Annotated in this window: 12 protein-coding genes; 2 read left to right on the plus strand and 10 right to left on the minus strand. The window is 70.6% G+C overall.

The features are described 5' to 3' along the window. Positions 1-124: 124 nt before the first annotated feature. Positions 125-640, plus strand: a complete 516-nt coding sequence (locus tag ABT053_RS06985; protein ID WP_350967938.1) for a hypothetical protein — start codon at positions 125-127, stop codon at positions 638-640. A gap of 56 nt (positions 641-696) precedes the next feature. Here ABT053_RS06985 and whiA read toward each other — a convergent pair whose 3' ends face one another. From whiA to uvrA, 7 genes are all read right to left on the minus strand, one after another. Then, positions 697-1,677 (minus strand): DNA-binding protein WhiA, encoded by a 981-nt coding sequence (gene whiA, locus ABT053_RS06990; RefSeq protein WP_329079024.1) that lies wholly within the window; start codon positions 1,675-1,677, stop codon positions 697-699. 93 nt (positions 1,678-1,770) lie between these two features. Continuing rightward, positions 1,771-2,688: a gluconeogenesis factor YvcK family protein gene (locus ABT053_RS06995; RefSeq protein WP_350967978.1), complete on the minus strand. Its 918-nt coding sequence runs from the start codon at positions 2,686-2,688 to the stop codon at positions 1,771-1,773. A 14-nt stretch (positions 2,689-2,702) separates the two neighbouring features. After that, positions 2,703-3,578, minus strand: a complete 876-nt coding sequence (gene rapZ, locus ABT053_RS07000) for an RNase adapter RapZ (protein ID WP_350967939.1) — start codon at positions 3,576-3,578, stop codon at positions 2,703-2,705. Continuing rightward, on the minus strand, positions 3,575-5,602 hold the full coding sequence (gene uvrC / locus ABT053_RS07005) for an excinuclease ABC subunit UvrC (protein ID WP_350967979.1): 2,028 nt from the start codon (positions 5,600-5,602) through the stop codon (positions 3,575-3,577). The genes rapZ and uvrC overlap by 4 nt, the downstream gene beginning before the upstream one ends. Positions 5,603-6,129: 527 nt before the next feature. Further along, positions 6,130-6,603 carry a Rieske (2Fe-2S) protein gene (locus ABT053_RS07010; protein WP_350967940.1) on the minus strand — a complete coding sequence of 158 codons (474 nt, stop codon included), beginning with the start codon at positions 6,601-6,603 and terminating at the stop codon, positions 6,130-6,132. Positions 6,604-6,816: 213 nt separating this feature from the next. Then, positions 6,817-7,242 (minus strand): Rieske (2Fe-2S) protein, encoded by a 426-nt coding sequence (locus ABT053_RS07015; protein ID WP_350967941.1) that lies wholly within the window; start codon positions 7,240-7,242, stop codon positions 6,817-6,819. 89 nt (positions 7,243-7,331) lie between these two features. Next, positions 7,332-10,172 (minus strand): excinuclease ABC subunit UvrA, encoded by a 2,841-nt coding sequence (uvrA, locus tag ABT053_RS07020; protein ID WP_350967942.1) that lies wholly within the window; start codon positions 10,170-10,172, stop codon positions 7,332-7,334. A 269-nt stretch (positions 10,173-10,441) separates the two neighbouring features. On the opposite strand from uvrA, the gene ABT053_RS07025 reads away from it, so the two are divergent. Further along, a complete protein-coding gene (locus tag ABT053_RS07025) occupies positions 10,442-11,083 on the plus strand; it encodes an MBL fold metallo-hydrolase (RefSeq protein ID WP_350967943.1) in 642 nt (213 codons plus the stop codon). A gap of 213 nt (positions 11,084-11,296) precedes the next feature. On the opposite strand, the gene ABT053_RS07030 is transcribed toward ABT053_RS07025, so the two are convergent. The 3 genes from ABT053_RS07030 to ABT053_RS07040 all read right to left on the minus strand — a co-directional run bounded on the left by ABT053_RS07030 (position 11,297) and on the right by ABT053_RS07040 (position 13,197). Beyond that, positions 11,297-11,566 (minus strand): hypothetical protein, encoded by a 270-nt coding sequence (locus ABT053_RS07030; protein ID WP_344749577.1) that lies wholly within the window; start codon positions 11,564-11,566, stop codon positions 11,297-11,299. 163 nt (positions 11,567-11,729) lie between these two features. Continuing rightward, complete coding sequence (gene pssA / locus ABT053_RS07035) at positions 11,730-12,563, minus strand: CDP-diacylglycerol--serine O-phosphatidyltransferase (RefSeq protein WP_350967944.1); 834 nt, start codon at positions 12,561-12,563, stop codon at positions 11,730-11,732. After that, on the minus strand, positions 12,550-13,197 hold the full coding sequence (locus ABT053_RS07040) for a phosphatidylserine decarboxylase (RefSeq protein WP_350967945.1): 648 nt from the start codon (positions 13,195-13,197) through the stop codon (positions 12,550-12,552). The genes pssA and ABT053_RS07040 overlap by 14 nt, the downstream gene beginning before the upstream one ends. Between the last annotated feature and the right edge of the window lie 94 nt (positions 13,198-13,291).

The following is a 13,291-nucleotide window of genomic DNA, read 5'->3' on the forward strand; positions in this document are numbered from 1 at the left end:
AAATTGGCCTAGACCACTTGAGGGGGTGCTCCGTTATTCGTTAACCCACGAACAGGTATCGCACCATTCAAGTAAAGTGCCCGACTCGTCACCGCAAATACCTCCAACCTCAAGAGGAACCCCTATGACAGACAAAGATCCGCACCTGGGGAACGGGCTCCTACCAGGCATTATCACCGGTCTCCTGGCCACCGTCGCCGGTGCCGCGGCCTACGGCGCGCTCATCGCCTTCAGCGGGTACGAGATCGGTTTCGCCGCCATCGGCGTCGGCCTCCTCGTCGGCCTCGCCATGATCGCGGTGAGGCCGACCAGCCCCGTGCTGCCGCCGCTGGCCGCCTTCCTCTCCCTCGCCGGCGCCGCGCTCGGCCAGATCGCCGGGGCCGTCATCGTCTGGGCGCGGCTGTCCGGCGAGGACTACGGCACGGCCGTCACCCGGGTCCTCGACGCCTTCCCCGACGCGATCAGGAGCGACCCCATGTCGCTGCTGTTCTGGGTGGTGGCCGCCTACGCGGGCTTCGGCTTCGTGAACAGGCGCGTCAAGGCCGCCCGCGCGGCCCACGACGCCCGCGCCGCCTCGTCCGTCCCGCAGCCGGACGAGGCCGACCGGGTGAACTACTTCGAGCCCAGGAAGCAGCCCTGACCTGAGCTCCTGAGCTCCTGAGCTCCTGAGCCAAGGGGGGCCTTCCCGCGGGGGACCTACGGGGCCAGCATGTCGACGGTGAGGTTGGCCTCGGTGTTGGGGATGCCGATGTCCTGGGCGCGCTTGTCGGCCATGGCCAGCAGGCGGCGGATCCGGCCGGCGATGGCGTCCTTGGTCAGGGGCGGGTCCGCGAGCTGGCCGAGCTCCTCCAGGGACGCCTGCTTGTGCTCCACCCGCAGGCGGCCGGCGATCACCAGATGCTCGGGGGCCTCCTCCCCGAGGATCTCCAGGGCCCGCTGGACCCTCGCCCCCGCCGCGACCGCGGCGCGGGCCGAACGGCGCAGGTTGGCGTCGTCGAAGTTGGCGAGCCGGTTGGCCGTCGCGCGGACCTCGCGGCGCATCCGCCGCTCCTCCCAGGCCAGCACGCTGTCGTGGGCGCCCAGCCTGGTGAGCAGCGCGCCGATGGCGTCGCCGTCGCGGACCACCACCCGGTCGACCCCGCGCACCTCGCGGGCCTTGGCGTGGATCTTCAGCCGCCGCGCGGACCCGACCAGCGCGAGCGCCGCCTCCGGCCCGGGACAGGTGACCTCCAGCGACATCGAACGCCCCGGCTCGGTGAGCGAGCCGTGCGCCAGGAACGCCCCCCGCCAGGCCGCCTCGGCGTCGCAGGTCGCCCCCGCGACGACCTGGCGGGGCAGGCCGCGGACCGGGCGCCCGTGGTTGTCGATCAGACCGGTCTGGCGGGCGAGCGCCTCCCCGTCGCGGTAGACCCGCACGAGGTAACGGGAACCCTTGCGCAATCCGGCCGGGGCCAGGACGAGCACCTCCGCCTTGTGCCCGAAAACCTCACCGATGTCCTTGATCAGCCGCCGGGCGGTGACGTTGGTGTCAAGCTCGGCCTCGATCACGATCCGGCCGCTCACCAGGTGCAACCCGCTCGCGAACCGCAGCAGCGTCGACACCTCGGCCTTACGGCAGCAAGGCTTCAGGACCGGCAGCCTGCTCAGCTCGTCCTTGACCACACCTGTCATCGCCATGCGCGTTCGTCCTCCCCCATACAGACCCCATGCGGCCCGAGATAAATCGGGCTCACAGAAGTTTCTCGCACTCCTGAGCACCGCTGACCAGGATCAACGCTTCTCACGGAAAATCTCGTCCAGGACGGAGGCAAGACGTTGCGCATCATGTCGCGGGGAGCCGTCCTCGTCCGCCACGGAGGCGAGCACGAGCCGCCCGCCGAGGTCGGCCGCGGCCTTCTCCAGCTCGTCACGGTCCTCGATCACCCCGGTGTCGGCCACGACGACGTCGATCTCCAGGGAGGGCGCGTGCTGGCGCAGCACCTCCAGGTGCTTCTGAGGGGAGAAGCCGTCGGTCTCCCCCGGCTGCGGGGCGAGGTTCAGGGCGACCAGGCGGCGCGCACGGGTGGTGTGCAGCGCCTCGGCCAGCTCGGGCACCTTCAGGTGGGGCAGCACGCTGGTGAACCAGGAACCGGGGCCGAACACCACCCAGTCGGCGTCGAGGACCGCCTGGACGGCCTCGGGGCACGCCGGCGGGTCCTCGGGCAGCAGCGAGATCGCCCGGACCCGGCCGGGGGTGAGGGCGCAGGCCACCTGGCCGCGTACCGTGCTCACCTCGCCGTCCAGCTCGACCTCGGCGGCGATGTCGAGCGGCACCGAGGACATCGGCAGCACCCGCCCGTGCGCGCCGAGCAGCCGCCCGAGCCAGTCGAGCCCGGAGACCGTGTCGCCGAGCCGCTCCCACAGCGCCACGATCAGCAGGTTGCCGATCGCGTGGCCGTGCAGGTCGCCCTCGCTGCGGAAGCGGTGCTGGACGACCTCGCTCCAGGTGCGCCCCCACTCGTCGTCGCCGCACAGGGCGGCGAGGGCCATCCTCAGGTCTCCCGGGGGAAGCACGCCGAGCTCCCGGCGGAGACGGCCGCTCGACCCTCCGTCGTCGGCGACGGTGACCACCGCCGTCAGCCGGGAGGTGACCCTCCGCAACGCCGACAGCGAGGCGTACAGCCCGTGTCCCCCACCCAGGGCGACGATCTTGAGACCCTCAATCACTCCCGGCCCACATCCCGATGGCTCACCTGCACCTCCATGCCACCCCTATCGCGGAGCCGGCCACCGATCTGCTCGGCCATGGCGACGCTGCGATGCTTGCCGCCGGTGCAGCCGACGGCGAGCGTGGCGTAGCTCTTGCCCTCGCGGGTGTAGCCGGAGGCGATGATGGCGAACACCTCCTCGTAGGCGTCGAGGAGTTCCTTCGCACCCGCTTGGTTGAGAACGTACTCCCGTACGGGGGCGTCCAGTCCGTTCATGGGGCGAAGTTCGGGGACCCAGTGGGGATTGGGCAGGAACCGGCAGTCGACGACGAGGTCCGCGTCGACGGGCAGGCCGTACTTGTAGCCGAAGGAGACGACGTTGACCCGCAGGCCGGGACGGTCCTCGCCGCCGAAGAAGGCGACGATCTTCCCGCGCAGCTCGTGGACGTTGAGGTTGGAGGTGTCGATCACCAGATCGGCGTTGGCCCGGACCTCGCGCAGGATGCCGCGCTCGCGGGCGATCCCGTCGACCAGGCGGCCGTCGCTCTGCAGCGGGTGCGGGCGGCGGACGTTCTCGAACCTGCGGACCAGCTCCTCGTCGCTCGCCTCAAGGAACACCACGCGCACGGCGACGCCGCGCCCCTCCAGCTCCTCGATCGCGCTGTTGAGGTCGCTGGTGAAGGCGAGGCTGCGCACGTCGACCACCGCGGCCACCTTGTCGGCGGCCAGCTTCACCCGGCCCGCCTCCTCGGCCATCGCGAACAGCAACCCGGGCGGCAGGTTGTCGATGACGAACCACCCCAGGTCCTCCAGGGCCTTGGCGGCGGTGCTCCGCCCCGCCCCCGACATTCCGGTGACGAGAACGAACGCGGGCTCTCTTTCGTCGCTCATGGGTTCTGCCCCTTCAAGGCCGACACGATCGTCTCGGCCGTCGAGGGGCCGATCCCGGGAACCTCGCAGATCTGTGCCGCAGTCGCCTCCCGCAGCCGCTTCACCGATCCGAAATGCTTGATCAACGCCTGCCTGCGAGCCGGGCCGAGACCGGGGACCTCGTCCAGAGCGCTTTCCTTGACGCTCTTCGACCGTTTGGATCGATGGTAGGTGATGGCGAAGCGGTGAGCCTCGTCGCGCACCCGCTGGAGAAGGTAAAGGGCCTCGCTGGAACGGGCGAGGATCACCGGCAGGTCCTCGCCGGGCAGCCAGACCTCCTCCAGCCGCTTGGCCAGGCCGCACACCGCCACGTCGTCCACGCCCAGCTCGTCGAGCGCCCTGCGGGCCGCCGCGGCCTGCGCGGGACCGCCGTCGACGACGACGAGGTTGGGCGGGTAGGCGAACTTGCGCGGCCTGCCGGTCTCGGGGTCGATGCCCGGCGTCCGCAGATCCTCCGGTCCTCCGCCGGCCTCTCCGGATGAACCGGCCGAACCGGACGAACCGCCTGGATCGGCCGGGTCGGCCGAGTCGGCCGGATCAGCTGGGCCGGCCGGATCGGTCTCGGGGGCCGCGTCGAGCTCCCCGACGGTGGAGCGCTCCTCCAGGTAGCGCTTGAACCGGCGGGAGATCACCTCGTATATCGAGGCGACGTCGCCCTCGGTGGAGCGCACGGAGAACCTGCGGTACTCGCTCTTGCGGGCCAGGCCGTCCTCGAACACCACCATGGAGGCGACCACGTCGGTGCCCTGGATGTGGGAGACGTCGTAGCACTCGATGCGCAGCGGCACCTGGTCGAGGTCGAGGGCGTCGGCGACCTCCTGCAGCGCCCTGCTCCGCGCGGTCAGGTCGCTGGCCCGCCTCAGCTTGTGCTGCTTCAGGGACTCTACGGCGTTGCGCTCGACGGTCTCCATCAGCGACCTCTTGTCGCCGCGCTGGGGGACCCTGATCTCCACCCGTGCCCCGCGGTGCTCGCCGAGCAGCTCGGTGACCGCCTCGGCGTCGGGGGGCAGGACGGGCACCAGCACCTCCCTGGGCAGCGCCTCGGCGGCGGCGTCGCCGTACATCTGCAGGAGGAACTGCTCGACCAGCTCGCCCGGCGCGACCTCCTCGACCTTGTCGACCACCCAGCCGCGCTGGCCCCTGATCCGCCCGCTGCGGACGTAGAACACCTGGACGGCGGCCTCCAGCGGATCCTCCGCCAGGGCGATCACGTCGCAGTCGGTGTTGTCGCCGAGGACCACGGCCTGCTTCTCCATCGCCCGCTGCAGCGCCTGGATGTCGTCGCGCAGCCTGGCGGCCCGTTCGTACTCCTGCGCGACGGCGGCCTCGCGCATCTCGCGCTCCAGCCGCCTGACGAACCGGCCGGTGTTGCCGGCCATGAACTCGCAGAAGTCGTCGGCCAGCGCCCGGTGCTCCTCGGCGGTGACCCGGCTCACGCAGGGGGCGGAGCACTTGTCGATGTAGCCCAGCAGGCAGGGGCGGCCGATCTGCGCGGCCCGCTTGAACACCCCGCCCGAGCAGCTCCTGATCGGGAAGACCCGCAGCAGCAGGTCGACGGTCTCCCTGATCGCCCAGGCGTGGGAGTAGGGGCCGAAGTAGCGGATGCCCTTGCGCTTGGCGCCGCGCAGCACCTGGACCCGGGGGAACTCCTCCCCCATGGTGACCGCGAGGTAGGGGTAGGACTTGTCGTCGCGGTATTTGACGTTGAACCGGGGGTCGTACTCCTTGATCCAGGAGTATTCGAGCTGGAGCGCCTCGACCTCGGTGCCGACGACCGTCCAGTCGACGCCCACGGCCGTCGTGAGCATGGTCTGGGTGCGCGGGTGCAGGCCCGCGAAGTCGGCGAAGTAGGAGTTGAGCCGCTGGCGCAGGCTCTTGGCCTTGCCGACGTAGATGACCCGGCCCTCGGCGTCCTTGAACCGGTAGACGCCCGGGGACTCGGGGATGGACCCCGGCTTCGGCCGGAAACTCACCGGACCACCCACAGATCTCGCCACACGGAAAGCCTATCGGCCCCGACCGACAGGTTTCCTTACAGATTTCCCGCCGACCTTCCCTCCCGGCTCTCCGCACGATCTTCCGGCCAGACCCTCCGCGCCCTTCCGGCCCGATCCTTCTCGCGGCCTCCGGCCGGGCCCCGGGACCTTCCCTCCCGGCTCTCCACACGACCTTCCGGCCAGACCCTCCGCGCCCTTCCGGATCGGTCCTTCTCACGGCCTCCGGGACTTTCCCGCCCGGATGCCGCACGCCCCTCCGGCCAGGTCTTTCTCACGGCCTTCCGGTCCGGCTCGCGCGGCCTTCGCCCGGCTCCCCTCGCGGCCTCCCCGCGGTCCGCGAGGAGGGCCGGCCGGGACACGGCCCGGTGGCCCGGCCCTCCGCTCGGGGACCGGGTCACGGCCTCATGGGCCGGCCGAGGGGAGGTCGCGAGGTGATCCGGGCCGTACGAGAGCCGCCGGGGGGCACCCGGCCCCCCGCCGGGACGTTCCTCCCGGCGGCGGGCCCGCGGCCGGGTTCAGGCGAGGACGATGGAGTCGCCGTCCACCTTGATCGACTTCTCCTCCAGCGGCTCGGTGGCCGGGCCGTTCGCCACGGAACCGTCGGTGATCTTGAACTTGCTGCCGTGGCACGGGCAGTCGATGGTGCCGTCCGCGATCTTGTCGACGTCGCACCCCTGGTGGGTGCAGACGGAGCTGAACGCCTTGAACTCGCCCGCGGCCGGCTGGACGACCACGATCTTCTCGTCCTTGAAGACCTTGCCGCCCCCCTCGGGGATGTCCGCGGTCTTGGCCAGGGCCTTCGCCCCGGAGTCGCCCCCCTCGGCGCCCGCGGTCGTCTCGGCCGCCTCCGGCGCCTGCGAGGAGGCGGTCGAGGACGTGTCCCCGCCGTCCGCCGCGGGCTCCCCGTACCCCGCGCACGCGGTCAGGACCGCGGCCATCCCGGCCCCGCCCGCGCTCAATATCACCGTACGACGCGTCGTCTCAGTCATGAATATCCTCCAGGATCATCATCTTCAGGTACGGCTGGCACCCCGATGACGGTTCAGCATGCCGTACGTCATGTCAGGAGACTGTGAAGAATTACCACCTCGGCCCTCTTTCCGGGCCATCCGGAGAATCCCCCTGGAAACCCTCGCCGCGGGCTTCGAGCCCGGCGAGGCTGCGTCCCTGGCCTCCTTGAAGAGGGAGGCGGCACGAACCCGTCAGACCATGACGATCCCGTCGCCCTCGACCCTCAGCGCGTACCGGACCAGCGGCGCCTCCGCCGGACCCTTGAGGCATTTGCCGGAGTCGGCGGCGAACTCGCTGCCGTGGCAGGGGCAGCGGATGACGCCGTCCCCGACCCTCCCGACCGCGCACCCCCGGTGCGGGCAGCTCGCCGAGAACGCCCGGAACACCCCCGGGGACGGCTGGGTGATCACGATCTTCCACTTGGCGATCACCTTGCCGCCGCCCACCGGCACGTCGGCGGTCCGCGCGACGACCTTCCCCTTGATCCCCGGCGGCACAGCGGCGGCGGCGGACTCCCCGCCCCCGCACCCGGCCAGCGCCGCCCCGCACGCCACGGCCCCCGCGGCGGCGATCACCTGCCTGCGCGCGGGCGTAATGGAGGCCTCCTGCGTGCTCATCCCGGCCCTTCCCCCGACGTCGTCCCAGCCCGGAACCGGGCTTCCGCGTCAAGGGTATTGACGGGGGAGCCCGGTCCCGGACCCGGCCCTCAGCTGCCGAGGATCTTGCGCAGGAAGCGGCCGGTGTGGCTCTCGTCGACCAGCGCGACCTCCTCGGGCGTGCCGACGGCGAGCACGCTGCCGCCCCGGGAGCCGCCCTCGGGGCCCATGTCGATCAGCCAGTCGGCGGTCTTGATCACGTCGAGGTTGTGCTCGATGACGATGACCGTGTTGCCGCCGTCGACGAGCTTGCCCAGGACCCCCAGCAGCCTGCGGATGTCCTCGAAGTGCAGGCCGGTGGTGGGCTCGTCGAGCACGTAGATCGTCCGGCCGGTGGAGCGGCGCTGCAGCTCGGAGGCGAGCTTGACGCGCTGGGCCTCGCCGCCGGACAGGGTCGTGGCGGGCTGGCCGAGCCTGACGTAGCCGAGGCCGACGTCGTTCAGCGTCTTCAGGTAGCGCTTGATCGCCGGGATGGAGTCGAAGAAGCCGAGCGCCTCCTCGATCGGCATGTCGAGCACCTCGGAGATCGTCTTGCCCTTGTAGTGGACCTCCAGGGTCTCCCGGTTGTAACGGGCCCCGTGGCAGACCTCGCAGGGCACGTAGACGTCCGGCAGGAAGTTCATCTCGATCTTGAGGGTGCCGTCTCCCGAGCAGGCCTCACACCGGCCGCCCTTGACGTTGAAGCTGAACCGGCCCTTCTGGTAACCCCGGACCTTGGCCTCGGTGGTCTGCGCGAACAGGTCGCGGACCTTGTCGAAGACGCCGGTGTAGGTCGCCGGGTTGGACCGGGGGGTGCGGCCGATCGCCGACTGGTCGACGTGCACGACCTTGTCGACCAGGTCCATCCCGTTGACCCGCGCGTGGCGGCCGGGGACGGTGCGCGCCCCGTTCAGCTCCTTGGCCAGCGCGTTGTAGAGGATGTCGTTGACCAGGGTGGACTTGCCCGACCCCGAGACCCCGGTGACCGCGGTCAGCAGCCCCAGCGGGAACTCCACGTCGACGCCCTTGAGGTTGTGCTCGCGGGCGCCCTTCACGGTGATCTGCCGCTTCCTGTCGCGCTTGCGACGCGCCGCGGGGATCGCGATCGTCTTGCGGCCGGACAGGTAGGCGCCGGTCATCGAGTCTTCGGAGGCGAGCAGGTCGGCCACGGTGCCGGAGACGACGACCTGGCCGCCGTGCTCGCCCGCCCCGGGGCCGATGTCGACCACCCAGTCGGCGGCGGCGATGGTGTCCTCGTCGTGCTCGACCACGATGAGCGTGTTGCCCATGTCGCGCAGCCTGATCAGCGTCTCCAGCAGCCGCTGGTTGTCGCGCTGGTGCAGGCCGATCGAGGGCTCGTCCAGCACGTACAGCACCCCGACCAGGCCCGAGCCGATCTGGGTGGCGAGCCGGATGCGCTGCGCCTCGCCACCGGCGAGGGTGCCGGAGGCCCGGTCCATGGTCAGGTAGTCGAGACCCACGTCGAGCAGGAAGCCCATCCGGGCGTTGATCTCCTTGACCACCCGCTCGGCGATCTGCATGTCGCGCTCGGACAGCTTCAGCCCCGCCAGGAACGCCGCGCAGTCGCCGATCGACATCGACGAGACCTCGGCGATCGAGCGGTCGTCGACCGTGACGGCGAGCGAGACCGGCTTGAGCCTCGCCCCCTCGCAGGCCGGGCACGGGATCTCCCGCATGTAGCCTTCGTACTTCTCGCGCATGCCGTCGCTGTCGGACTCGCCGTGGCGGCGCTGCACCCAGGGGATGACCCCCTCGAAGGTGGTGTAGTAGGAGCGCTGGCGGCCGTAGCGGTTGCTGTAGCGGACGTGGACCTGCTCGTCGTGGCCGTACAGCAGGGCCTTCTGCGCCTTCTTGGGGAGCCGCTCCCACGGGGTGTCGAGCCCGAACCCCATGGTCAGGCCGAGCGCCTCGACCAGGCGCACGAAGTAGTCGCTGGTGTGGCCGCCGGCCCACGGGGACAGGGCGCCCTCGCCCAGCGGCCGCTCCGGGTCGGGCACGACCAGGTCGGGGTCGACCTCCATCCGGACGCCCAGGCCCGTGCACTCCGGGCAGGCGCCGAAGGGCGAGTTGAACGAGAACGAGCGGGGCTCCAGCTCCTCGAACGACAGGTCGTCGTAGGGGCAGTGGAGGTGCTCGGAGTAGAAGCGCTCGCGGTTGGGGTCGTCCTCGGGCAGGTCGACGAACTCCAGGGTGATCGTCCCGCCCGACAGGCCCAGGGCGGTCTCCACCGAGCCGGTGAGACGGCTGCTCGCGCCCTCCTTCACGGCCAGGCGGTCGACGATCACCTCGATGTCGTGCTTCTCCTGCTTCTTCAGCGTCGGCGGCTCGTCCAGCCGGACCACGGTGCCGTCGACGCGGGCGCGGGCGAAGCCCTTCGCCTGGAGCTGGGCGAACAGCTCGGCGTACTCGCCCTTGCGGCCGCGGACCACCGGGGCGAGCACCTGGAAGCGGGTGCCCTCCTCCAGCTCCATCACCCGGTCGACGATCTGCTCGGGACTCTGCCTGGCGATCGCCCGCCCGCACTGCGGGCAGTGCGGCTTGCCGATCCGCGCCCAGAGCAGGCGCAGGTAGTCGTACACCTCGGTGATCGTGCCGACGGTGGAACGGGGGTTGCGGCTCGTCGACTTCTGGTCGATCGACACCGCGGGCGAGAGCCCCTCGATGAAGTCGACGTCGGGCTTGTCCATCTGCCCGAGGAACTGCCGCGCGTACGCCGACAGCGATTCGACGTACCGGCGCTGACCTTCGGCGAAGATCGTGTCGAAGGCCAGGCTGGACTTGCCCGAACCCGACAGTCCGGTGAAGACGATCAGAGAGTCTCGCGGCAGCTCCAGCGAGACGTCCTTGAGGTTGTGTTCACGTGCACCACGCACGATGAGGCGGTCAGCCACAGCAGTCCCGACGTCGTTGATAGAGGGTTGGAAGTAGTCGCGGGAAGACTAGCGAGAGGGGCCGACAATTTTCCGGACCGGCGTCCGGAGTCGTTTTCCCGTCCTTCCCAGACTACGGCCTTCGCCCAGACCTGGCAGGTGGCCCACGGTTTCAACGATGTGAACACCCCCTCTTATGCCCCGGCCCGCCCGCCGGGCGGAATGATGAGGGGTACGAGGGCGGGGCGCGCACCGCCTCACCCTCCCGCGACCCCGTCCGAGGAGAATCCGTGACGTACACCGGTGATGTTCAGGTCGGCGGCCCCGCCGACCTGCGTGAGCTGCCCGCCCTGACGATCGCCAAGCTGGCCGTCGGCCCGTTCGACAACAACGCCTATCTGATCCGCTGCACCCAGACCGGCGACGGCGCGCTCGTCGACGCGGCCGCCGAGCCCGACCGGCTGCTCGAACTCATCGGCGACCGGCCGATCAGCAAGATCGTCACCACCCACCAGCACGGCGACCACTGGCAGGCCCTGGAGGAGGTCGCCAGGGCGACCGGCGCCTCGGTGATCGCCCACCCGCTCGACGCGGGCGCCCTGCCGGTGCCGGTGGACCTGGAGGTCGGGCACGGCGACGGGATCACCGTCGGCGTGGTCAGCCTGGAGGTGATCCACCTGCGCGGGCACACCCCCGGCTCGATCGCCCTGTACCACCCGGGCCACCTGTTCACCGGCGACTCGCTCTTCCCCGGCGGCGTCGGCAACACCAACAAGGACCCCGAGCGGTTCGCCCAGCTCTTCGCCGACGTGTCGGAGCGGATCTTCGACCGGCTGCCGGACGACACCTGGGTCTATCCGGGCCACGGCAAGGACACCACGCTCGGCGCCGAGCGCCCCTCGCTGCCCGAGTGGCGCGAACGCGGCTGGTGACCCCCCGCCCGGACGGTACGGCGGGTACGGCCGGTGATCCCCCGCCGCGCGGGTCGCACCGCCCCTGACGAGACGGCCGGGCGGCCGGTCCCCCGCCGTACCGTCTGGGAAGATCCAGGACGCGGGCCGCGCGGGCGCGTGAAAGGCGCTCGGGCACACCGTTCGCGCCCGGCCCCTGGTACGCGAGCCGCGCGGGCGCGTGAAAGGCGGGTGTCAGCCTCCGAAGACCCGGAGGATCCGGTCGGCGGCCTTGGCCGGATCCTCCACCCGCTCGACCAGGTCACCCCAGGACCAGCGGTAGAACCAGCCCTCGGCCAGCGGGACGCAGTCGAGGGTCTCGTTGAACATCGCCGCCTCGGGATCGCTCACCCGCAGCGCCGGCGGGCTCCGCCTGAGCGTCACGCTCATGCCCCTCAGCTCCAACTCGCGGGCGAGGATGCCGAGGAAATAGGTGCGGGTGTGCTCATGCGGCTCAGCTGCCATGAGGCAATTGAACGCAGCCACGCCGGACATGGGAAGCGTGCCGCGGCATTCCGGGACGAGAACGGATCCGGGCATGGCGTACATACGACCATCCGCCATGCCCTTGGGAAAACCGGGGAAATCGGGAAAACCGGGGAAACCGGCGCGAGCGCGCCCCGGGCGGTCAGCCGACCCCGGCGGACGTCCTGCGCTGCTCCTTGCGCTTCTCCCGCTTGAACATCAGGACCCGCAGCGGGATGGCCGCCACGATCGTCATCTGCATGACCGCCCCGACCTTGATCAGCGTGTCGCCGCCGGCCAGGCCCGCCACCCAGATGGTGAGGCAGGCGACGTTGATCATCATCCAGGCGAGCACGGCGGCCGCCAGGTTGCCCTTGGGCTTGGGGTACTCGATCCGGCTCACCATGAGGTACGCCACCCCGAAGACGGGCAGGATCGTCCAGATCGACGGGGGGAACAGCAGCACGATCGAGACCACGGTCATCGCGCCCATCGGGATGGGCAGCCCCATGAAGTCGCCGCTCTTGGTCTTCACGCAGGCGAAGCGCGCGAGCCGGACGACCCCGGCCAGCAGCACGGACGACGCCGCGGCCATCACCAGCAGAAAGGGGATCTGCTGGTTGAACCCCGCCCAGATGACCACCATGAAGGCGGGCGCGAAGCCGAAGCTGATCACGTCGGCGAGGTTGTCCAGCTCGGCGCCCATGGCCGAGGCACGGAACTTGCGGGCCACCAGGCCGTCGAACAGGTCGCAGGTGGCGCCGATCAGCAGGAGCACCACCGCGGTGCCGAAGAAGCGAGGGTCGGCCGCGAAGGGCTTGTCCTGCTGCAGCGCGCTGATGGCCGACCAGGCGAGCACGCAGACCGCGAGGAAGCCGCAGAGGGCGTTGCCGAGGGAGAGGGAGTCCGCGGCCGACAGGCGGAACGCCTTGCCCACGGGTCCTCGTGGCTCGTCGTCCGTCTCGTCCATCGGCCAGCTCGCGTCAGCCGTGGTCAAGACCCGTCACCCCCGCGACCGTCTTCTGGCCCACGGAGACGGCCGGGGCGATCCCCTCGGGAAGGTAGACGTCGACCCGCGAGCCGAGCCTGATCAGGCCGATCCGCTCGGCCCTGGCGACCTTCGTACCCTCGGCCACGTAGGGCACGATGCGGCGCGCGACCGCGCCGGCGATCTGGACGAGCTCGAGGTCGCCGAGCGCGGTGTCCAGGTGCCAGACGACCCGCTCGTTGGTGTCGCTGTCCTTGTTGAACGCGGGCAGGTAGCCGCCGGAGACGTGCTCCATCGAGGTGACCGTACCGGCGATCGGCGCCCGGTTGACGTGCACGTCGAGCGGGCTCATGAAGATCGCGACCCGGGTGCGGCCGTCCGGCCACGGGTCGATGCTCTGCACCACGCCGTCCGCGGGCGACAGGATCCGCCCGGTGCCCGGAGTGCGATCTGGATCGCGGAAGAACCAGAGCATCCCGCCGGTGAGCGCGGTCAGCGGGACCGCCGCCAGTGCCCAGCGCCGGTCACGGCGGCTGAGCAGGGAGGTCACGGCGGCGGCGGCCACGGTCGGGAGCAACCACGGGGAGACGCCACGTGCCAGGCCCAGCGGGCCTGGCCTGTGGCTTGCTGAATCGTGGGACACAGGGAACCTTTGTGATGTCTTGCGGCATTAGACCGGTATGTCTACCCGCTCTGGGGCAGGATGTTACCCATCTCTCAGCCCTTATAAGGCGCAA

The organism is Streptosporangium sp. NPDC002524 (genome assembly GCF_040295985.1).
Lineage (GTDB): Bacteria > Actinomycetota > Actinomycetes > Streptosporangiales > Streptosporangiaceae > Streptosporangium.